The following is a 22,510-nucleotide window of genomic DNA, read 5'->3' as shown; positions in this document are numbered from 1 at the left end:
AGTAATTCTACGTATTTACATATAATTTTCCTTCAGCAGCCTTACAATTCGAGACCTTTCGTTCTCATTATCGTACAAAATAGGAGATGAAAAATGCGGGATGAATGGAGGAGCTGTAATTGCGTCTGATTATTGAAGATATCGTCAAGCGATTTGAGGATAAACAAGTGCTCCAGGGAGCCGGATTTACTTTTGAGAAAGGAAAAATATATGGTCTGCTTGGCCGAAACGGTGCAGGCAAGACGACGCTATTCGACTGTCTGAGCGGAGAGAAGGACATGGATGGCGGGCAAGTGCTGTTGGAAGTGGATGGCCACACGAGGAAGCTAAGCGAGCAGGATGTCGGATATGTGTACTCGCTGCCGATTCTTCCCGAGTTTCTTACGGGCTATGAGTTCGTGAAGTTTTTTATGGATATTAACAAAGGCAAGCTGCAAATGGATAAGAGCATTGATTATTATTTTGACATGATGAGCATGACAAAGGAGGATCGCCATCTGCTGATCAAAGGCTACTCACACGGCATGAAGAATAAGCTGCAAATGCTGCTATTTCTCATAACGAAACCGCCAATTATACTGCTCGATGAGCCGCTTACCTCCTTCGATGTTATTGTTGCTCTGGAGATGAAGAACATGCTGAGGGAGATGAAGAGTGATCACATTCTGATATTCTCTACGCATATTTTGCAATTAGCTTCAGATCTATGCGATGAGCTGGTTGTTTTGAACAAAGGGAAGTTGTCTGCCGTACCGTCAGAGCTGCTGCATAGCGCGGAATTTGAGCAATCCGTCATTAACCTGCTGAAGGATGAAGCCCATGCTGAGAACGCTTAATACGCTGCTCGCCATTCGAACCTCCATTACGGCAAACATGCTCATTTATTATATTCAGAAGCTGCCGCTGCTCGGCAAGCTGGTGCACAATAGCTTCTACGCCAATTTGGGGCTCAAGAAGGCCGTTTCTATTATAGCGCTCATCATTACCCAGCTGTGGGGATTCATACTCCGATTCGCGTATTTGGGGATACTTATCTACTTGCCTATAGCGGAAATCGTTGTGGGATTGTCTGAGGAAGAAAAGCACCAGCAATTTGTACATATTTTTGCAATCATTAGCTTTGTAGTGGCAGCGATCAGCAGCGCGACTGTACTCGAACCAAAGCGAGAGAAGTACGTAGCGGTGAAGCTGATGAGGTTGTCTGGAAAAAGATATATGCAGGCGTCACTTGCCTATCGTTATACAACCTTTTTGTTATATCTGCTGCCARCCATGCTTTTGTTCGGATCACTCGCGGGAGTCTCCATTTTGCAAGGGGTTTTGCTAACCATTATGGTCACAATGTGGCGAGTTCTTGCGGAGTATGCACATCTCAAGCTTTTTGAGAAAACAGGGATTGTACTGATTAAACAAACAGCTCTGGTATGGATGATTATTTTAATTGGTTATGCCGGCGCGTATCTCCCACTGCTGCTCGGCAAAGTTCCGTTTACAGGTACGTTTCTTCTAAGTCTGCCGGTTAGTATTGTCATTATAGCTGTAGGCTTGTTTGCTGTATTTCAACTGGCCCGTTATACCGGTTACAGTGGAGTAGTTGATGCGGCAACTAAGAGGGATGACCCTTTGCTCGATCTGGGTCGTATGGTGACAGAGTCACAGAAGAAGAGCGTCAAATCAAAGGATAGCGATTATATCATAGACGTAAATGAGCAAGGCAAGTTAGACGGCAAAAAAGGTTATGCTTATTTGAACGCTATATTTTTTCTCCGGCATCGCAGCCTAATCAGCAGCCCGGTTAACAAACGATTAGTTATCGTTGGTGCTTTTGGTGTGGTGGGTATTCTGCTTACCTTCCTATTCCGAGAGCAGCTGCAGAGTCTAAAATGGACTGTGGGAACGGTATTTCCGTTCTTAGTTCTAATTATGTATTACATGTCCGTTGGAGAAAACATTTGCAAGGCCATGTTCTACAACTGCGATCTTAGCCTAATGCGTTATAGCTTCTATCGCGGCTCGGCATTTGGTCATTTCCTCATTCGGCTAAAAAAAATGATGGGCTTGAACCTGAGTATTGCCGCTGCTTTTGGGGTGTCACTAACAGCAATTATCGCAGCAGCGGGCGGGGAGTGGCTAAACAGAGAACTGTTCATGCTTTGGATCTGTGTTATTTCGCTTTCCGTGTTTTTCACCATACATCATTTGTTTATGTATTATATTTTTCAACCGTATTCTACAGAGCTGAATGTGAAAGACCCGCTATATTATATAGTGAATATGGGGATATCAGCAGCTAGCGGGRCATGTATCTTTTTGCGAATTCCGATAGTGCCATTTACGGTGAGTATAGCTGCTTTGACGCTGATATACTTAGCTGCTGCGCCAGTGCTTGTCCGCAGGTACGGGCCGAGAACGTTTCGAGTGAGATAAGAACGATGATGCTCTTGCTTGCAGAACGAATTTTTAAAAAAGTGCAAGTATCTCCTACATCGTCACAAGAGTATAGTAAACAACGACAGGCCACGCCTAGCTTAGCCAGGCGTGGCCTGTGGTTACTGCCGTTGTTTGTTAGTCCTCGCTTGTTACCTTTCCAAAAAGGGATAGAGCGTAAAGCGCAGCGACACCGACGACGATATATACAATTCGTGATCCAACCTCTTCTGTTCCCCCAAAAACCTCACTGACGACGTCATAATTGAATAAGCCCACGGATAACCAATTTAAGCCGCCTAGGATGATCAGAATAAGACTAATTACGTTAAGTGCCTTCATCAGAAATAACCTCCTTAATGGGGTTTCCTAACTTTTTTGTTGAAAAGCCTGATGCATGTGCGCTGATTCTTAGTTGTTTACTATAGGATTATGAGTATCAGCCGCATGATATGCCATACAAGCCTCATCCTTTAAACGCATGTATCGCATTTTTTACAGTGCTTGAACAAGTTAAAGCGGGTAGATTTTCTTCGTGAGCTGCATAGATAATATCACCAACTAGACAAGAGCACGATCAGACAATCATACCTCCTCATATGTTAGGGATAAGGAGGGAATGTACATTATGAACTACAAGAGTACCACGATAAAGAGCAAGTGGACAAAAACGAAATGGCTGCTTAAGAATGCAGATGTAAGAGCGTACGTTCCTAAGACGCTGCGCTTTAACCGAAGGAATCTTAGTATGATCCTTTCTCAATATCCTACTGTCTATTTCAAGCCGACCACTGGTTCAGGCGGCTTTAATATTATACGGATAAAGAAGCAGGGAAATGGTTATCAGATCCAACACAACTCCGAAAAAAATCACTGCTCCACGCTCGACGCCCTTTATGGAAAATTGAAAAAGCATGCGAGGAAACGTTCTTATTTGCTGCAAAAAGGTATTCATCTTGCCACTGTGAATGGCAACTCTTTCGACATAAGGGTCATGGTTCAAAAGACGAACAACGGCATATGGAAGAGCAGTGCGCTCTTCACGAAAATAGGCAAGCGGGGGAAAGTTACAACAAACTATCACCAAGGCGGCCAGATCGGATATTTCAAGAATACACTTTCTCAAGCAGGGTTCAGTTATGCTAGAGTAAAAAGAAAGGAAGCAGAACTGAAGAGGCTTGGCAGATCAGTTGGACGTATATTTGATAGACATGGAAGTAGATTTCGTGAGCTGGGCCTCGACGTCGCCTTGGACAAAACCGGAAATGCTTGGATTCTAGAGGTAAATACGAGACCGCAGTTCTATCCGCTGAAGCATTTAAAGGACAAAAGCATGTATCGACGCATTACATCTTATGCCAAGCAATATGGAAGGAAGAAATCGACAAAAAAACGACGCCTCTCGCGAAAGAGGGCGTCGTTTTTCTTTTAGCTAATCATTTAGGGATTTTCAATACCGTGCCGGCTTTTACATTATCAATATCTACGATTTGATTGAAGTCGGCAATAAACATTGCGTATTTGTTAGAGCCATAATAGGTTTTGGAAATGCTGTAAAGCGATTCACCGTTTTTAACGGTATGATCTACTGTCTCAAAACCTGGAGAAACGCCCCATGAGCTGTCATCTTCCTCTTTCTTGTAATTTTTAAGAGAAGGAATGATGAGATTGCTGCCTGCTTTCAATCCGGCGTTTTTGTCAATTTTGTTTTCCTGCGCAATGTAACTTACATATTCCGCGGATTTATAAAACATTTTGGATATGCTGGAGAGGGTATCGCCAGCCTGTACCAAATAGGTTGCTGGCAGGGTGATTTTGGAATAATCCTTTGACCCTTGCGAGCTGCCGCCTGTTGATCCAGTGCCAGAGGATAATGCAGGAATAGTTAGCTTATCTCCAGCTTTCATATCATTAATAAACAAAATATGGTTATGCTCTGCAAGCAGTGCATAGTGGTCTTTCGATTGATAAAATTTCTCGGATATTGAGCTTAAGGTGTCGCCTTTTTGGACGATATAGGTAGTTGGAAGCTTTATCGTTTCATTGGAGGAGCCTGTGGGCTTGTCGCTCTCCTTCGGCTCTTGTACAGGTTTTTCAACCTTGTCTGGTTTTTCTGTCACAACGGGCTTAGAAGTGTCAGGTGTTTTAACGGTCTCTTTGACCGGTGGATTTGGATTATTAGTCTCAACAGGTTTGGAACCCGTATTGGTATCCTGCTTCTCTTCAGCTGACTCTTGTTTTTCTTCCTCGTCTACAGATCCTGCGGGGATAAGTTCGTCTGTAATCGTTTCAAGCCCGCCATTTGCATTTTTGCTTGAATTCGAGTTAGCAGTTTCATTATTGAGCGCTTGCTCATTTGATTGCTCTAGCTTATTAGCAACAGCGGATTGCAGGTTGAAATCAAGCACACTCAAATATTTGCCGTACAGAACGCCGCAGACTCCAATGAGAATAATGACTATTGCCAAGTAGATGATGAGAGTCGTTTTTTTCAAAGATACAAAGCTGCCTTTTTGACGGTTATTGCTGCGTGTAATTTTCTGATTCAAGCACGTTTTCCCCTTTATTCTCAACTTGATTCTATTTTATCCGACAAGTTCCAACATGTGGAATGGGACTAAACAGCCATTTCAACAGTATGCAAAATGCTCCGGATGCAACTCGCATATACTGCCAATTTGTGCATAGCGCCAAAAAATGAAGTATTTAATAGAACGTAGCTCAAAAAGACCAGTTTAAATGGCAAAATACATACAACAATGGTTATTTTACACTATGCTTCTATACAAGATCTAAACATACGATTCAGTGGAATGAATAGAAAAAAAAGCCGCTCGCCATCCAGTGAATACTGGAGGGAGAACGGCTATTAAACTTGTTTTGTTTGACCCTGTCTCTAGCCCTAGATCAAGCCTTTTACGACGAGCTTAAATTTCTCTTCTGTAATTGAGCTTTCACGAATTCTAGGCTCGCGAGATTGGAATCCAGCAAATGAAGATGCTTCCCACCCCAGGCTCGCTCTCAACGGAAATATGTCCGCCCATTACGGAACAGAATCGGCTGCTTATGGCAAGTCCAAGCCCAGTACCGCCATATTTGCGAGTGGTGGAAGCATCGGCTTGGGTAAACGGCTGAAATAATTTGTCCAGCTGCTCAGGGCTCATGCCGATGCCGGAATCTTTGATAAAAAAGCTAAAGCCTGGTTGTCCTTCCTTATCTTCTGCATAGACGTTGAATTGAATCGCTCCATTATGGGTGAACTTACTAGCATTGCTAAGCAAATTTAATAGAATCTGGCGCAGCTTTGTAACATCAGCCATCATTTCACCTCGTACATATTGCGTCTGCAGCTGGTTGCCATTGCTTTCAATAAGCGGCTTTATCGTTGTAATTACATCTTGAACCACGTCGTGAACCTCGAATATCTCATCATGTATATCCATCTTGCCTTCTTCAATTTTTGAAATGTCCAAAATATCGTTAATCAGAGAGAGCAGATGCCTTCCGCTTTTTCCGATTTTGCCTAAATCCTCTACAAACGTCTGCTCACCGAGCTCCTCTGCCTCCTCGATCAGCATCTCGCTATAACCGATGATGGCGTTCAGCGGCGTCCGAAGCTCATGGCTCATATTTGCAAGAAATTGGCTCTTGATTCGATTGGCTTTGATCGCTTCATCATGGGCTTTCTCCAGCTGTGCTGTCCGCTCCTTAACCATCTGCTCCAAGTGCTCATTAAGCTGCCGCAGTTCATGGTTAATTTTTAGAATTTCATCAGACTTATCTTGTATTTCAGAGTCTTTAACCGAGAATTTATTGGAAATATAGATACCAATAAGCGACATTCCTAATGTAAACAGCGTTCCTCCGGAAATGATATAAGCGAGCCACTGCTGATTCAGAATCATCCCAGAATCCGCCCTGTGTAAATGGATATTCTCTATATCAAAATGCGCAGCCATCATGCCAATATAATGCATGCCAACGACTGCAGCTCCCATTAACAATCCACTGCTCAGCTTCTTCCACATATGTCCGCGCTTGTTCTCACTGCTTTTGCGAAAATAAAATGAAAGCCACAAGGCCGCAACTGAGGCCACAACAGCAATAATAATAGATAACGAGAAGTAGATAGGATCGTATGTGATCTCAATCATCATAGCTTCCATGCCAATGTAATGCATCGTCACAATACCGCTTGCCAGCAATATTCCCCCGCTCAGCAGTTGAGGCAGCGAAAGCTGATTTCTACCGACGATATGAAGGGCCAAAAAAGAGGCCACTATGGCTACAACGACCGAAAGAATAACGGTTGGCATATGATATGCGATGGGGACAGGCAGCGAAAAAGCGAGCATCCCAACAAAATGCATCGACCAAATGCCCATACCCATAGCACAAGCGCCAAACAGGAGCCATAACCATCGTTTTCGTTCATGCGTAGTACTAATTCGCCCGACCAAGTCAAGCACCGTATAAGAAGCAACGACGGCTACAAGATATGAAAAGATAACCAATACGATGTCGTATGTTCCATGAGCATGATTCATTTGCTAACCAACTCCTACTCGGTTCATTATGGCAATGATTACATTTCGACAAAATATGAGAGTTCCCCTTCCTTATTCTATTTTCAAAATAAAATGGCTCTTAAGAAGTCTCTCGATTAATGTCGAATGATGAACTATAATGATAGCAAGTATGGAAAGATTATCTAATAACAGACGAACAAATGAGGATAAATTATGGATGAGCTATGGATGAAATCCGCAAAGTTTCTGATTGTAGATGATCAGGAATATAATATCAGTCTCCTAGAGCGTATATTGTCACGAGCGGGTTATACAAATTTGTTCACGACCACAGATGCCACGCAGCTGGAGACGCTGTACCGGGCCAATCAACCCGATATTATTTTGTTAGATTTACATATGCCTGTTATGGATGGTTTATCGGCACTGCAGCATTTGCGAAAATGGAAGCAAGAAGGCGAATATTTGCCGGTTCTTGTCCTAACAGCGGATGTGACACCCGAGGCCAGAACGCGGGTTCTGCATGAAGGTGCCAACGATTTTATTACAAAACCATTTGATAGAATGGAAGTAATCCTGCGCATTCAGAACTTTTTGAAGACACGCTATTACCATTTGAAGCTTCAAGAGCAGAACTACAATTTGGAGCAGCGAGTTCGCGAACGGACCAAAGAGATCGAACGGGCCAAAAATGAAATTTTGAACGTACTGGGTCGTACTGCGGAATATCGTGATGATGAGACCGGGCAGCATACGCAGCGAGTCGGTGATTTGGCCGGAAGACTTGCTTGCGACCTAGGGTTGCCGGCAGAGGAAGCTGATCTTATTAGACGGGCAGCACCTTTGCATGATATCGGAAAAATCGGAATTTCAGACAGCATTCTGCTGAAGCCGGGAAGGTTTTTGCCGGAGGAATTTGAAATGATGAAGCAGCATACGGAAATTGGCGCAAGCATTTTGGAGGGAAGCCAGTTCCCGGTTCTGCAATTAGCTAAAAGCATTGCGCTGTCTCATCATGAGAAATGGAATGGGGCAGGTTATCCGAATGGGCTTGGCGGAGAAGATATTCCACTTGCCGGCAGAATCGTAGCGATCGCTGACTTTTACGATGCACTGACGCATGAGCGTCCGTACAAACGGGCATGGACACAAGAGGAAGCGATTGCTGAAATTAAGCTTCAGAGTGGAGTCCATTTCGATCCTAGGGTCGTTGAGGCCTTCTTGCGTGTAATAGAAAGCAACGGTGAAGATGAGAGAGAACGAGAGGGTGTTCAGTTGTGAAAGGTATGGTGTTCACTTCTTTTTTGGAAATGGTAGAAAACAAGTTTTCCCTAAAGCTGGTAGATGAAATTATTGAAGCAGCGGAGCTGCCTTCAGGAGGAAGCTACACAACGGTTGGCACTTATGACCACCATGAAATGATTAAATTGATCGTGGAGCTTAACGCTCGAACCCAGATCCCTGTGCCTGACCTCATTCGAACATTTGGCGAATATTTATTTGGCCAGCTGCTAGATATGCATCCTGACTTTATGGTGGAAAATAGCACTGTATTTGAGTTTTTGCAGAAGGTCGACAGCTATATCCATGTAGAAGTGCGCAAGCTTTATCCAGGAGCGGAGCTTCCTGCGTTTCAATATGACACCTCTATAGCGGGTACTTTGATTATGACGTACAACTCCTCACGGCCATTCGCTGATTTGGCTGAAGGACTTATTTTAGGCTGCGTGGCGCACTATGGAGAAGCAATAGATGTGAAAAGAATCGATTTGGCAGATGGAACGTCTGCCCGTTTTGAATTAACCCAAGTGGGGTGAGCCATGCCATGAATGATATAGATGTGGTCCGCAGGCAGCTTGAACGGGAGAAGAAGGCTCGCCAAGCTGCCGAGAAGATTGCCGAGGAAAAAACTCGTGAAATCTATTATGTGAATCAAGAGCTGAGGCAATTAAATGATCAGCTCGAGGAGCTTGTAAAAGAACGGACGCTAGAGCTGTCCAAAGCCCGCGATGAAGCGGTTGAAGCCAATCAAATCAAAAGCCAATTTCTTGCGAGCATGAGCCATGAATTGCGGACTCCTCTGAACGCGATTATCGGTTATAGCGAAATGCTGAAGGAAGACATGGAAGAGATGGGCGAACCTGCTTTTGCCGAAGATCTTAACAAGATTAATAATGCCGGCAGGCATTTGCTCACACTCATAAACGATATACTCGACTTGTCCAAAATCGAAGCAGGCAAGATGGAATTGTACTTGGAGCAATGTGATATTCCAAGCATTATTCATGATATTGTAACGACCGTACATCCGCTGATGGAAGTGAATAAGAATCAAATCAAGGTAGAATGCACGGAAGGCTCGATCAAAACCGACATAACAAAGCTCCGTCAAATACTATTTAATCTGCTCAGCAACGCAAGCAAGTTCACGAAGGATGGAACGGTAACGCTGCAAGTGGAATTTGAGAGTGAGGCGGGGCTGCCTGGCATTGTATTCCGGGTACAAGATACTGGAATCGGGATGACCGCGGAGCAGATGGATCAAATTTTCCAAGCGTTTAAACAAGCGGACTCGTCGACAACGAAAAAATATGGCGGTACTGGATTGGGGCTCTCGATTAGCCAAAGCCTATGCTATATGATGGGGGGCAACATAAGCGCGAGCAGCGTAGTAGGAGAGGGCACAACCTTCACCATCTGGCTTCCACTGCTGGAGAATGCGGATTCAGAACAACTAAGTGCCTTAATACATAGTGATGGAAGCTTTCCCATGGAAGGGGCTAGAACGATTCTCGTCATCGACGATGATCCAGCTATGCTTCGCCTAATGCAGCATTATTTGGGGAATGAGGAATGGAACGTACAGCTCGCCCCATCAGGGCAAGAGGGTGTCCGCTTAGCGAAGACGCTGAAGCCGGCAGTCATTGCGCTTGATGTGCTCATGCCTGGAATGGACGGTTGGAACGTACTGGCAGCACTAAAGAATGATTCTGAGCTTGCGCACATTCCTGTTGTGATGATTTCCATGATGGACGAGCAGCATTTGGCTTATGCGCTTGGCGCGTCAGAATTTCTAACCAAGCCCATTTATCGGGAGCGATTGATCTCCACATTAGATAAGTATATACCTGAGCGCCAGTCGCATTCTGTATTGGTCATCGAAGACGATGCGGTGACAAGTGATATGATGACTAAGCTGCTGAAGCGGGAAGGCTACCGCGTGACAAGGGCAGGCAATGGGCATCACGCACTGCAGCGCATGCAAGAGGAAGCGCCTCATTTAATTTTATTAGATCTCATGATGCCGGAAATGGATGGCTTTGAGTTTGTTGCGGCGATGCGTGAGCACGAGGAATGGCGAGCGATCCCGGTCGTCGTTGTGACAGCAAAGAGCATAACGGAAGAAGATCGACGGAGGCTTAATGGCTGCGTAGAGAACATTGTGCAAAAGGGGCATCTGGATCGCAAGGCCCTCTTGCATGAGGTACGCCATTTGATTGCGCTCTCGCTCGCAGAGGGGGGAGAACATGTATAAAATTTTGTTGGTTGAAGACAACGAGATGAACCGGGATATGCTGTCGCGCCGCTTGATCCGCAAAGGTTATCAAGTGGTCATGGCATCCGATGGCCTGCAAGGGATAGAGATGGCAAAGTCGGAAACGCCTAATCTCATCTTAATGGATATGAGTTTGCCCGTTATTGACGGCTGGGATGCTACAACGGAACTGAAGGCAGCTGAGGGGACAAGTCATATTCCAATTATCGCCTTGACCGCCCATGCGATGGCAAGTGATCGTGAGAAGGCCTTTGAAGCGGGCTGCGATGATTTTGATACAAAGCCTATCGAATGGAATAGGCTGCTTGAGAAGATTCAGAGTTTCTTAACATGAGTATATCGGCCACTTTAATGATATAAAGCTCTCATTGGATGGTTTAAGCTGATAAATCTATTATCTAGATCTATTTTTGCAAGTAAGACTCATTTGGCGAAAATAGATCTATATTTTAGATTTATTTTTTTCCTATTTTGTAGATCTATTTTCATTTTGCATTTTCCTAAACTCATTAGGCGTACAGCCGATCTCCTGCTTGAACAGCTTGGTAAAATAAGAGTAGTTCGTGTATCCGGTTTTGCTGGCAATGGTATTGACCGATAACTGTGTGGTTTCGAGCAAATGCTTGGCGGCCTTGATACGCACTTGAATAATATAATTCCCTAATGAAATGCCCGTTTCTTTCTTAAACAATCGAGCCAAATAATCAGGATTAAGATAGACGGTTTCCGCCAGGCTCGTTCTGGACAGCTCATCTCCGCAATGGCTGTGAATATGCTGCTTGATTTCTTCTACGACGGACTTGGGCTGCTCCGTGAAATTCCGGTACTCTGTCGCCGTATTCACTAGATATTGAAGATAGTTCTCCATATCCTCTATGGAGTTCAACGATTGCATAAACATTTGGTCGTTGGTTCTTCCCGTATACATTTTATGTGCTTGAATTTCTTTGCTCTTGAGATACGCATAAACAAGCTGAACGATATCCAGCCGAAACAAACTCAGCACAGAAGCATTCAGCATTTGCTTTTGGGTGATATTGTGCAAATATGAGCTCGTTTCCGCAAGGAAGGAGCTTGGGTTATTTTGCTCCAGCAGCTGCTCCAAAAGCGTTAAGTTAGGCGGTATATAAGAAGTTTCTTGCTGATTGAAATGCTCCAGCAAAAAGGTTTGATTTCGATATTTAATGATCTTCTCATTCATGCTAAGCAGTTCCTTCATGACGTGATGGATGGCCTCCAGTTTTCCGGTGCTTGCTATATTGCAGCTTGCATCACATTTGAGAAATGTACTTGCTCTTTGGATGAAGGTAGCGCAAATGCTTTCTATAATTCCGCTGTCGGGAATRTCCTTCCATTTCAGTATCGCCATCCAATTGGACTCCTTGAACTCCAATATCGATTCGACTGTAAAACGTTTATTCTGGAACAGCTCATGCAGTACATTCATAAGCGCAAAATCAAATAGATCCTTGTCTTTTTTTTCTAGGCTTTCCTCATGAGGAAAGACATGAATAAGGACAGGCAGTACCAAGTCTGTTAAGGCGTAAGGGAGATTCTGCTCGGCAATCAAATAGGAAATGTTGGAGGGGGTAGAATAGGTTGTTTTCCCCGTCACGAGCTTGCGCCAGAAATGCTCTTGTACGTTTTTTTGATTTTTTTGCCAGTAGTAGCCTTCTTGAACCGCCTTGGCGACACCCTGCTGTTCGTTAGCTTTGAAGATGGCTTTCTGAATAATTAGCGTCAGCTTGTCGAATTCAATTGGTTTTAGAAAATAATCAAAGCTCTGCAGTTCAATCGCTTTTTGCGCGTAGTTGAAATCAGCATAATTGGTCAGAAATATGGTCTGAATATTGTATTTCTCTTCACGAATCCAAGCGAGCAGCTCAAGCCCGCTGCCCTGCGGCATTTCGATGTCGCAAAGTAAAATGTGAATAGAATGCTGCCTGAGCAGCTCCTGCGCGTGGGCGATATTAAAAGCAGTATAGACATGATCAATCGACAATGCCTGCCAATTGACCTTTTTCTCTAGTGCGGTCACAACAAAATAGTCGTCGTCTACAAGCAGTACATTCATTTGTTGTTACTCCTTTCACGGTGTATCCTGCGTAGGATGAGGAAGGTATATCGTCACGCAAGCCCCTCCAGCATCAATATTGGAAAAATGAATTTTAGCCTYGCGGTGATATAAGTATTCCAAACGCTGTATCGTGTTCATAATGCCGATGTGATTTCCGTCTGCTTGATCAAGCGGCTGTCCACTTTCAAGCCTTTCCAATATATCCGGGTCAAAACCAGGGCCGGTATCGGATATACGAATAACAGCAACCTCCTCCTCGGATTCCCTCTCCATATCAACATCCAGCCTAATTTGAACCTCTTGTACACGAGAAACCGCATATTTCACTGAATTTTCGATGAAGGTCTGAAGCACAAGCGGCGGAATTCTCATCTTGCCTGTGTCTTGGCCTTGATGAATATGATAGGAGAAGGCATTTCTGTAACGATGTTTTTGAATTTCCAAATAAATGCGAACATGATCAATCTCATCGTCCAGCTTCACGAAATCCTCCCCATTTTGAAAAATATAACGAAAATAATTGGACGTTGAAATGGCCATGCTTTGAATTTCCTCGAACATTTGCATTTGAGCCATGCTGTGAATATTGGTTAAGCAGTTCAAAAAAAAGTGAGGCTTGATCTGTAACTTCATATAATCGAGCTGAATCTTTTGTTTTTCAATTTCATGCTCATAAATATCGATTTTGAAAATTCGAATTTGCTCCAGCAGGTTTTTGAACAGCTTATTGGCATATTCCAGCTCAACAATTTTGTTCATCTTGAGATCGAGCGGTTTGCTGTCTTCATTAAACTGCGTCAGGCTGAATGAAAAGTTTTTGAGCGGCCTTAGAATCAAAATATTGAAATAAACCATGATGCCGCATAGGGCACAGGCAACAATTGCAGCAAGGAGCATAATGAGCAGCTGGGCAATCATAATTTTCTCAAACGCGCCAAACTTGATGAACATTTTAACGCCAAAGGTTGCGTTTGCAAATGGTTTGCTGACGGTTGTTGTGGTCTGGATCATGCCTAGCAGCGTTTTCTTTTGCTCGTTGTTACGGACCTCAGTGCCCTTATCCGTCGACAGATTATTGATGACATTGCCTGTATGATCGATTAAGGATACGAACCCGTTGCCGCCAAGATCCATTTGCTGAAGCGGACCAATCAGTTCATCAGCCGAAATGAGACAAATGAGGTAGCTTTCATGAAACGGAACGATATTAATGATAAAATATTTCGCATTCAGCTGGATAAGCGACCAGTTGGAATAATAGGTTTCAAGCGAATTTTTATCTTGTACATAGGCTGCAATTTGTTTTTTTAATGATAAATAATCAGGGTACAACACATTGGTTGGTGAGGAATTTAAAAAGTATTTTTGATCTTCTAAATAGATGAAAAAATTATACTTTTTCTCGTAATTTTTTTGGAGCTCGGAGAAACGCCTGTACAGTTCTGTATTTGCTTTAATAAATTCGTTATCGGTGGAGCGAAATTGCTTCATCTTTTTTACGTTTTCATCGTTTGCAAGCGTCCAGCCCATGTATTGATTAATATTGGAGAAATCAAGATTGATTTGATTAATGTACATATTCGCGGTGTTTTGCAAATACCGTGTCGTTTGCTGCTTGACCATGGAAATAGCGACGATACTAATAATGCAATCCAGTACTAATACAGAGACTAAAATCAAGAGCATCACTTTTACGTAGTGCCTAATCGGATAGGATTTGCCGGGTTTGCGTTTTGTCATAGGTCTCATTAGCTTCCTCTCTTTTCGGGCTTTCTGTCTGCTAGTAAAACCAATTATAATGCAAACGCAGTAGAATGAGAGGCGGGTCTAGCCCGTTTTCACATGAAAGTCCGAAAAAAACGCAAGAAAGTCTGGATAGTGTCAGTCTTTTTTTTATTTCTAGCATCCTGCTGCCAAACCGTTAGATGAATGGGATGAAAAGTCCGAATAGCGATTTAGAATAGTCCGAATTGTTCTCAAAGCAGCCTCTATAATAAAGAGGCAAGAGAGAGTGTGACGAAACAACATGGACGCAGACGAATGAAGGATGGGGGAATTTCATTGAAGACCAGCCAATTAAACATGAATATGCAGCAAACGATTGGCCGGATAAGAAAGAATTGGGGCTTGTATGTTTTGCTGCTGCCAGCAGTTGTGCTGCTTCTGCTTTTTTCTTATAAGCCGATGTATGGGGTGCTGATTGCTTTTAAAGATTACAGTCCTGCTCTCGGAATTATGGACAGTCCTTGGGCAGGGTTCAAGTACTTTGAGAAGTTTTTCAACTCCTATCAATTTTCCAGCACAATTAAAAACACGTTGATTATTAGCTTCTATAGCATAGCTACTTTTCCAATACCGATTATGCTCGCGCTGATGATCAATCAAATGCGAGTGAACCGGTTTAAGCAAGTGTTTCAGACAGTGACCTATATGCCGCATTTTATTTCAACCGTCGTTATGGTGGGCCTGATCCTCATATTATCCTCACCGAGCACCGGGCTAATGGGCAATATCTTTCGTTTGTTTGGGGCTGAAGCTCCTAACTTGATGGGCTCAGCGGAATGGTTTACCAGCGTTTATGTATGGACGGATGTTTGGCAGCACGCTGGCTGGGACAGCATTATCTTCATTGCGGCATTATCCGCTGTTGATCCAAGCCTTTATGAAGCAGCGAAGGTGGATGGGGCAAGCCGCTGGCAAAAAATTCGTTTCATTGATATTCCGATGCTGCTCCCGACGGCCATCACATTGCTGATCCTTCGAATTGGCGGACTGCTAGGTGTCGGATTTGAAAAGGTTTATTTGATGCAAAATAATTTGAACATTTCCTCCAGTGAGGTTATTGCTACCTATGTATATAAAATCGGGATGCTGAGCAGCCAGTACAGCTTCTCCTCGGCGATCAACCTGTTTAATACGATCATTAGCTTTATTTTGCTAATTCTAGTTAATCAGGCAGCCAAAAAATACAGCGAAAACAGCCTGTGGTAACAGAAAGGAAGGATACGGATGGGCACAATGGAAACCGCAGCAAAACCGGCTTTGCATAAACAAAAAAGGCGTTCCTTCGACGCCATGGAATGGTTGCTCTATTTGTTTGCGATTGTGATGCTGATCCTAATCGTTTATCCGATTTATTTTATCGTCATCGCATCATTTAGTGATCCCGCCGCCGTCGCTAACGGTCAAATGTGGGTTCTGCCAAAAGGCTTTACGCTCGATGGTTATAAGGAATTATTGCATCATTCAAACATATGGATCGGCTACCGAAATACGGTCCTGTATACCGTAATAGGGACGATCATTAGCTTGGCGATCAATGTTTCGGCAGCCTATGCGCTTTCCAGAAAAGATCTTGTAGGCCGCAAGAGCATCAATATATTTTTTATATTCACGATGTTTTTTAATGGTGGTCTCATTCCTACATTTTTGACGATCCGCGACTTTCATTTGTATGATACTTTTCTAGTTATGGTACTGCCTTTCTCTGTTGCCGTGTTTAATATCATTGTGGCGCGTACGTTTTTCCAGTCCAGCATACCTGGCGATTTGTGGGAAGCCGCACAGCTTGATGGCTGCGGCAACCTGAAGTATTATGTGCAAATCGTGCTGCCGCTGTCAAAAGCCATTTTGTCTGTTTTAGCCTTATGGACGGCCGTTGGCTACTGGAATTCCTATTTTAATGCACTTATTTACTTAAAGGATCAGGATTTGTATCCCTTGCAGCTTGTGCTTAGGAACATATTAATTACGAACCAAATGCAGTCAAGCATGGGAACAGGCGAAGCGGCGCTTATTGCCCTGCGCTTAGCGAACCTAATGCGCTATTCGGTTATTATCGTCTCGACGCTTCCAATCATGTGTATGTATCCATTTGTTCAAAAGTATTTCAATCAGGGGGTGATGATTGGCGCTGTGAAGTAATTTAGCCATTTGCCATTCACAATAAGTACTAGGGGGAACTTTCAAATGAAGAAAAAATTGTTCATTGCACTAGTTCTAAGCTTAAGCATGTTAATCAGTCTTATAGGCTGCGCTTCTGGCAAAACGGAGAAAGAACCTGCCCAAGCAGGCTCCGAATTCAGCTCAGAAGGGCTGCCGATCGTAACGGCGCCAATCACACTGGACGTGTTGACTGTGCGCTGGGGCAATATGGGAGATACATTCAAAAATAATAAATGGCTGCAGGACCTTGAAAAAGCAACGAACGTTAAAATAAACTGGCAGGTCATGTCCTCCAATGACTGGGGCGAGCAAAAATCGATCATGCTGGCGAGCGGCAAGCTTCCTGATATTATTTTTGGAGACAATGCCTTCTCGGATTCCGATATCGTCAACAACCTAAGCTATTTCCGCCCGCTCGATGACTATATCGACAAATATATGCCGAACTTGAAAGCGGCAATGGACGAAACGCCAGAGCTGAAGCAAATCAGCACATTCCCAGACGGCAAAATTTACTCTTTGCCTGCTAGGCTGCCTTCACGTCCTCTATCGACGATGCAGCCTGTAATCAATAAAGCATGGCTCGATCGTCTCGGCCTTGAAGTTCCTAATAACATTGAAGATTTGTATAATGTGTTCAAAGCATTCAAAGAAAAGGACCCGAACCAAAACGGGAAAGCGGATGAAATTCCTTTTAGCGGCTCGGTAGATATTAGCATGGATTTTCTAAATCCATTTGGCATAACGGATTTGAACGGCAACAGCATGATGCTCAAGGACGGTGAGCCCGTTTTCTATCCGACTTCAAACGAATATAAAGAAGCGCTGAAATGGACGCATAAATTGTATTCAGAAGGTTTGATCGATCAGGAGCTGTTCACTCAGGACAATACCATGTCTTCTGCTAAACAGCAAAATCCGGATGCGGCTATGATCGGCTTCTCGAATCAATGGATACCGGATGCTGTCTTTGGAAAGTGGAAGGATGAATATGCAGCTATTCCGTCCATTGCTGGACCAGATGGCAAACGTTATCAAACCGGCGATCCTGTTGGACTAAGCTTAAGACGCAATGAAATGCTGATTACGACATTCAGTGAAAATCCAGAAGTCGCTGCGCGCTGGGCGGATCAGTTCTACACGAATGAAGCAAGCATTCAAAATTTCTGGGGCGCAATCGGTACCGTTATTGATAAAAAAGGCGATGGCAGCTATGCGCTGATGAATCCTCCAGAAGGCACAAGCGCGGATGCTTGGTACTGGGATCAATCGGTGCGTGATTTTGGTCCAAAATATGTAAGCCCAAGCTTTGAGAAAAATATCATTTTGGATGAAACGACAGGCGACGGGCTGAAGCTTGCAATCGACAAGCTCGTAAGTGAATATGTAACGACGCCATTCCCGAATGTTATGTACAACGTAGAAGAATTCAAGGAGCTTCCAACGCTTACTACGGATATCGACAGCTACGTCAAAACGAACCGTGCAAAATGGATTATAAAAGGAAACATCGATCAAGAATGGGACGCGTATATTAAACAGCTGAACGGCATGGGACTAGAACGTTTGGTTGAGATTCGCAGTGATGCCTATAAACGCTACACAAGTGTTAAGTAACTGTTGTAAAGGAGCTCGTACGTAATGGTGAGAGTAACGGTATGGAATGAAAATCGTCATGAGAAAAACAATCCGGTTGTAGGCGGCATTTACCCGAATGGGATTCATGGCGCTATTGCAGACTTCCTGACGAAAGCAGGCTTTGAAGTCGGAACAGCTACGCTCGATGAGCCGGAGCATGGACTAACTGAGCAGGTATTAAATCAGACGGATGTATTAATTTGGTGGGGGCATTTGGCGCATCATGAGGTCGAGGACAGTATCGTTGACAAGGTGTACCAGCGGGTGCTGAAAGGAATGGGGCTTATCGTTCTGCATTCAGGGCATGCTTCGAAAATTTTCAGCAAGCTGCTTGGCACACCGACAGGACAGCTGAAATGGCGCGAGGCGGATGAAAAGGAGCGGATTTGGGTCATTGACCCGGCTCATCCAATTGCTTCTGGGCTTGGCGAATACATCGAGCTGCAGCAGGAAGAGATGTACGGTGAGCATTTTAATATTCCGACTCCAGACCAGCTGGTGTTTGTTTCTTGGTTTGAAGGCGGAGAAGTATTCCGCAGCGGCGTTACTTACCACCGCGGACAAGGGAAAGTCTTTTACTTCCGTCCGGGGCATGAGACTTATCCGACCTATTACAATAAAGAAATCCAGAAGGTAATCGAGAACGGCGTGCGATGGGCAGTGCCAAGTCAAACGGCTGAGCCTGTATATGGCAATGCAGCTCCGCTGGAGCCTATTAAATCCAAGCCGCACTCGAGAGAGGTAACCGAAATATGAGAAAATTTCGTATCGGCTTGATTGGTTTGGGCGGAATGGCTCAGGAGCATATTCGGTGGATGAAAGCGGAAGGCCGCTTTGACATTATTGCGGTAAGCGATGTGTATGAAGAAGCGTTAGCCAAGGTGGGCGACCAGCTTGATGTTGCTGAGGGCAAGCGTTACTTGGACTACAACCATCTGATTGAAGATGCGGATGTGGATGCCGTAGTGTCCGTTACGCCGAACAACGTCCATGCGGACATTATCCGAGCTTGCCTGCAAGCACGAAAGCCATTCATGGCGGAGAAACCTTTTACCCGCATGTTTGAGGAAGCTGAGTCATTGCTCCAGCTGTATGAACAGCAGCCCATTCCAGCAATGATGGCGTTCACCTATCGCTATACACCTGCATTCCGTTACGTACGGCAGCTTGTGCGCGAGGGTAAAATCGGATCGGTTCGCAGCTTTAGTGTCCAATATTTGCAGGGATGGGGCGCAGCGCCAAATAATGTCCCTTATATCTGGCGTTTTAACAAAGATATTACCGGCACGGGGACGCTTGGCGATTTGGGCTCGCATATGATCGATATGGCGCGTTTTCTCTTTGGGGAATTCGAAGAGCTGTCGGCACAGCTGCATACCATTATTCCGCAGCGGCAAGATTCAGCGAGCGGCAACATGGTTACCATCGAGGTGGATGACTTTGCAAGCTTCCAGGCTCGTATGGAGGGTGGTATTATGGGCGTCTTCCAAACGACTCGCAATGCGATTGGATCGGGCAATCAGCACGAAGTATCCATATATGGAGATTTAGGCACGCTTCATGCTTCAACGCTAAATCCGAATGAGTTGATTTGGATTCGTGAGGAAGCTCCTGGTCAGCTTGCGAGAGTGGTTGTCGAAGTTCCTGCAAGTTGTAAAGTGACGCAGTATGCTGATTTTACGGCATTGCTTGAGGGAAGCATTCCGGATGGCATTGCTGGCTTTATGGATGGCTACCGCAATCAAGAGATTTTAGATGCTATTATTAAGGCAAGTGAAACGAAAGCAACGGTACAGCTCTAAATTTAATATGTTCCGGTTCAGCGAAGATGATTTTAGTCTTTGCTGAACCTTTTTTTGTTTCTAGAAGAGGCAGCACCGAAAAAACGTGCAGTTTAGTTACAATCAAACTGTACCTTGCGTGCAGCTACATGCTGGTATAAGTTTGAAATATAGCTTCTTTTGAAATTAAAGCCCGATGGAGCAAAATATAACAGGGCAAAAATTTTGGAGAAAAACAGTATCAAGCTACACAAAAAACCATTTTGAAGAAGCGGTTGGCATGACATTTGACGGTCATAAAAGGTGTTTAGATTTAATAATGCGGACAGATGAGTTGGGGGAGGCAAAAGCATGCAGCTGTACTTGGATAAAATCGTTTCTTTGTTTAAAGGGGAGCTCGGCGACAATTTGTCGGGCATTTATTTACACGGTTCACTCGCTATGGGATGCTTCCATCCCCAAAGAAGCGATATCGATTTTATCGTTGTGATCAAAGAGAGTTTGACCGAGGAAAACAAAAAGAGGACGGCTAGGTTAGTGCTGGCACTGGATGATGAAATGCCAAATGCTAGAGGTATGGAGTTTAGTATGGTTCTGGAATCGCACCTGATTTCCTTCGCCTATCCTACGCCCTGTGAAATGCATTATTCTGACTTCCACAAGGAGAGATATCGTTCAGACGAAAACTATGTTTGCGGCGGGTACGAGGATCATGATTTTGCATCGCAGCTGGCTGTCGCTTATTATCGCGGAATTGCCTTATATKGCAAGCCGCTTAACGAGTTGTATGAGCCTATCGATAAAACGTATTTTCTAGCGTCCATTTATCATGATATTAAAGGGGCTTCGGAAGACATTATGGATCAACCGATGTATGTTACCTTGAACCTGTGTAGAGTGCTGTTCTACCTGAGAGAAGGGAATATATCGTCCAAAAAAGAAGGAGGGGAATGGGGCGTCAAAGCTCTTCCAAAAGAGTATCGGGACTTGATTGGAAAGTGCCTAGACGAATACGCCGGAGTTACAGGGAAACAATCGTTTGATCGTGAGCTTTTAGAGGCATTTGCAGGTGGGATGCTGCGTGAAATAAAGGCATTCATTTAAGCGAGATGAAAAGCAAAGCATCCACTTAAACTGTTGATGTGATTAATTGTTAAAAGCATAAAATTACATATGTTAACGGACACGAGAGCCTCTATTTGCCTCGCTCCTTCTCTTTTGCAGAAGGCGGCGGACATAGAGGCTATGACTGCAGCGAAACGTCGAGCGATAGATATGATTAGAAGGAGCAAGCTGCGCGACCAGAAATACGAGGAGTTTGGACGGGGAACTGTCTTATACACCGAGGAAGATATTCATATTGCGATAGACGGAGAGCTTGGAGATGACCTCCTTCGCTTAATTTTCACAACATGTCATCCTGCTTTATCTCAGGACGCGAGAGTAGCTTTGACGCTGCGTTTGCTTGGAGGATTGACCACGGATGAAATCGCACATGCTTATCTTGTAGCAGAGTCGACTATTGCACAGCGGATTGTTCGAGCGAAACGTACGTTAAGCAGCTTGCGAGTTGGTTTCGAGGTTCCTGTAGGCGATGAACTCAAGAAACGGCTCACTACTGTACTCGAAGTTATCTATTTAATGTTTAATGAGGGGTATTTGGCGACTTCCGGCGGCAGTTGGTTTCGACCGATGCTCTGCAAGGAAGCGTTAAGGCTAGGGCGGGCGTATCCTTGCGGAAATTGCACCCGCCGAGCCTGAAGTGCATGGTTTGGTTGCTTTAATGGAGATTCAATCGTCACGCTTCAAAGCATGGGTAAATGCTGCGGGCGAAATCGACTCCGCCTGCTTCTTGAAGATATGAAATTGCTGCAAGGCTCAAGAATGATGGCACTGGAAGCGGATTTGAGAGACCAAATTGGCATCCTAAATAAAAGTTGATTTTTTTTAATGAAGCTGTCGATTTTGTTGATCCTCGTTCGACGTAATGATAGAGTCAGGTAGAATTTCAATTACAAAGGAGAAATAGGATGCGGTGAGCTTTACGATCTTTAACGCAAGTGAACTATCGTTTCCGGAGCCATTGTTTGACGGTCCTCCTGAACGGAAAACCATTAAACTTAAACAGGGGAATACAGTTGATTATGATCAACTGACATCGTTAGTCGGTCAAGTCGCCTCGACATTATAAGAGTGTATTTTGAATGAGAAGAGGCTGTCTCAAAAGTCATTTTGCGATTTTTTGAGCACTACTTAGAACTTATTTTCATCGAGAAAAAGGACCTCAAGCTCCACTATTCAGTAGAATTTGAAGTCCTTTCATTTGAAAACGGGGATGTTCTCCTGTCATGCAAAGACTTTTGCGGCAGCGCCTGCAGCATCTTCATCTAAGTGCAGAAATGCACTTATTTAATCAAATTTTCTTCAAATCTGATCAATTAGAGGTATTAGTACACCTATTTGCAACATTCCAATCTTGTTTGTTAAAAACAGGTGCACTTTTACACTTATTTACTCTCCCTATCGGTTCGCGCACATTACAATCATACGACGATCA

18 protein-coding genes and 2 pseudogenes are annotated in these 22,510 nt (G+C 44.1%); 15 read left to right on the top strand and 5 right to left on the bottom strand.

Translation table 11 applies throughout. The annotated features are described in order from the left end of the window. The first annotated feature begins 119 nt into the window (after positions 1–119). Both AB4Z17_RS06900 and AB4Z17_RS06895 read left to right on the top strand, forming a co-directional pair. Positions 120–836 carry an ABC transporter ATP-binding protein gene (locus AB4Z17_RS06900; RefSeq protein ID WP_441908147.1) on the top strand — a complete coding sequence of 239 codons (717 nt, stop codon included), beginning with the start codon at positions 120–122 and terminating at the stop codon, positions 834–836. Continuing rightward, a complete protein-coding gene (locus AB4Z17_RS06895; RefSeq protein ID WP_441958896.1) occupies positions 820–2,427 on the top strand; it encodes a hypothetical protein in 1,608 nt (535 codons plus the stop codon). Before AB4Z17_RS06900 ends, AB4Z17_RS06895 begins: the two co-directional genes overlap by 17 nt. Positions 2,428–2,565: 138 nt before the next feature. On the opposite strand, the gene AB4Z17_RS06890 is transcribed toward AB4Z17_RS06895, so the two are convergent. Then, a complete protein-coding gene (locus AB4Z17_RS06890; protein ID WP_339206614.1) occupies positions 2,566–2,769 on the bottom strand; it encodes a DUF378 domain-containing protein in 204 nt (67 codons plus the stop codon). Between the two features lie 286 nt (positions 2,770–3,055). Here AB4Z17_RS06890 and AB4Z17_RS06885 point away from each other — a divergent pair, with 286 nt between their 5' ends. Then, complete coding sequence (locus AB4Z17_RS06885; protein WP_441958894.1) at positions 3,056–3,859, top strand: YheC/YheD family protein; 804 nt, start codon at positions 3,056–3,058, stop codon at positions 3,857–3,859. A gap of 4 nt (positions 3,860–3,863) precedes the next feature. Here AB4Z17_RS06885 and AB4Z17_RS06880 read toward each other — a convergent pair whose 3' ends face one another. Together AB4Z17_RS06880 and AB4Z17_RS06875 are read right to left on the bottom strand one after the other, a co-directional pair. Further along, complete coding sequence (locus AB4Z17_RS06880; RefSeq protein WP_441958892.1) at positions 3,864–4,976, bottom strand: LysM peptidoglycan-binding domain-containing protein; 1,113 nt, start codon at positions 4,974–4,976, stop codon at positions 3,864–3,866. Between the two features lie 414 nt (positions 4,977–5,390). After that, positions 5,391–6,974 carry a sensor histidine kinase gene (locus AB4Z17_RS06875; RefSeq protein ID WP_441908142.1) on the bottom strand — a complete coding sequence of 528 codons (1,584 nt, stop codon included), beginning with the start codon at positions 6,972–6,974 and terminating at the stop codon, positions 5,391–5,393. 195 nt (positions 6,975–7,169) lie between these two features. Here AB4Z17_RS06875 and AB4Z17_RS06870 point away from each other — a divergent pair, with 195 nt between their 5' ends. Genes AB4Z17_RS06870 through AB4Z17_RS06855 form a run of 4 tightly spaced genes read left to right on the top strand, consistent with a single transcriptional unit; the run spans position 7,170 to position 10,846 of the window. After that, positions 7,170–8,237 carry an HD-GYP domain-containing protein gene (locus tag AB4Z17_RS06870; protein WP_441958890.1) on the top strand — a complete coding sequence of 356 codons (1,068 nt, stop codon included), beginning with the start codon at positions 7,170–7,172 and terminating at the stop codon, positions 8,235–8,237. A 5-nt stretch (positions 8,238–8,242) separates the two neighbouring features. Further along, on the top strand, positions 8,243–8,773 hold the full coding sequence (locus AB4Z17_RS06865) for a heme NO-binding domain-containing protein (RefSeq protein WP_441908246.1): 531 nt from the start codon (positions 8,243–8,245) through the stop codon (positions 8,771–8,773). A gap of 8 nt (positions 8,774–8,781) precedes the next feature. Next, positions 8,782–10,491, top strand: a complete 1,710-nt coding sequence (locus AB4Z17_RS06860; RefSeq protein WP_441908140.1) for an ATP-binding response regulator — start codon at positions 8,782–8,784, stop codon at positions 10,489–10,491. Then, positions 10,484–10,846, top strand: a complete 363-nt coding sequence (locus AB4Z17_RS06855) for a response regulator (RefSeq protein WP_441908139.1) — start codon at positions 10,484–10,486, stop codon at positions 10,844–10,846. Before AB4Z17_RS06860 ends, AB4Z17_RS06855 begins: the two co-directional genes overlap by 8 nt. A 132-nt stretch (positions 10,847–10,978) precedes the next feature. On the opposite strand, the gene AB4Z17_RS06850 is transcribed toward AB4Z17_RS06855, so the two are convergent. Beyond that, the gene (locus AB4Z17_RS06850) at positions 10,979–12,586 is read right to left on the bottom strand and encodes a response regulator transcription factor (RefSeq protein WP_441958888.1); all 1,608 of its coding nucleotides are present in this window, start codon (positions 12,584–12,586) and stop codon (positions 10,979–10,981) included. Positions 12,587–12,601: 15 nt separating this feature from the next. After that, entirely contained in the window at positions 12,602–14,329 is a 1,728-nt protein-coding gene (locus tag AB4Z17_RS06845) for a sensor histidine kinase (protein ID WP_441958886.1), read from the bottom strand. 342 nt (positions 14,330–14,671) lie between these two features. On the opposite strand from AB4Z17_RS06845, the gene AB4Z17_RS06840 reads away from it, so the two are divergent. The 8 genes and pseudogenes from AB4Z17_RS06840 to AB4Z17_RS06805 all read left to right on the top strand — a co-directional run. Then, entirely contained in the window at positions 14,672–15,580 is a 909-nt protein-coding gene (locus AB4Z17_RS06840) for an ABC transporter permease (protein WP_441958918.1), read from the top strand. Positions 15,581–15,598: 18 nt separating this feature from the next. Next, entirely contained in the window at positions 15,599–16,513 is a 915-nt protein-coding gene (locus tag AB4Z17_RS06835; protein ID WP_441958884.1) for a carbohydrate ABC transporter permease, read from the top strand. Between the two features lie 45 nt (positions 16,514–16,558). Beyond that, positions 16,559–18,151, top strand: coding sequence for an extracellular solute-binding protein (locus AB4Z17_RS06830; RefSeq protein ID WP_441958882.1), 1,593 nt, complete (start codon positions 16,559–16,561; stop codon positions 18,149–18,151). Positions 18,152–18,175: 24 nt separating this feature from the next. Next, positions 18,176–18,928 carry a ThuA domain-containing protein gene (locus AB4Z17_RS06825; RefSeq protein ID WP_076268716.1) on the top strand — a complete coding sequence of 251 codons (753 nt, stop codon included), beginning with the start codon at positions 18,176–18,178 and terminating at the stop codon, positions 18,926–18,928. Beyond that, a complete protein-coding gene (locus AB4Z17_RS06820) occupies positions 18,925–19,974 on the top strand; it encodes a Gfo/Idh/MocA family protein (RefSeq protein ID WP_441908134.1) in 1,050 nt (349 codons plus the stop codon). The genes AB4Z17_RS06825 and AB4Z17_RS06820 overlap by 4 nt, the downstream gene beginning before the upstream one ends. A 330-nt stretch (positions 19,975–20,304) precedes the next feature. Continuing rightward, positions 20,305–21,057, top strand: coding sequence for an aminoglycoside adenylyltransferase domain-containing protein (locus AB4Z17_RS06815; RefSeq protein ID WP_441958880.1), 753 nt, complete (start codon positions 20,305–20,307; stop codon positions 21,055–21,057). A gap of 141 nt (positions 21,058–21,198) precedes the next feature. Next, positions 21,199–21,787: pseudogene (locus AB4Z17_RS06810) on the top strand (DUF6596 domain-containing protein); the annotation flags it as partial. Between the two features lie 195 nt (positions 21,788–21,982). Then, positions 21,983–22,144 (top strand): annotated as a pseudogene (locus tag AB4Z17_RS06805) (DUF1801 domain-containing protein); the annotation flags it as partial. Positions 22,145–22,510 lie beyond the last annotated feature (366 nt).

The organism is Paenibacillus sp. TAF43_2 (genome assembly GCF_052113545.1).
Taxonomy (GTDB): Bacteria; Bacillota; Bacilli; order Paenibacillales; family Paenibacillaceae; genus Pristimantibacillus.
Note: the sequence above shows the minus strand (reverse complement) of the source record. Positions and strands in the feature narration are given on the sequence as shown.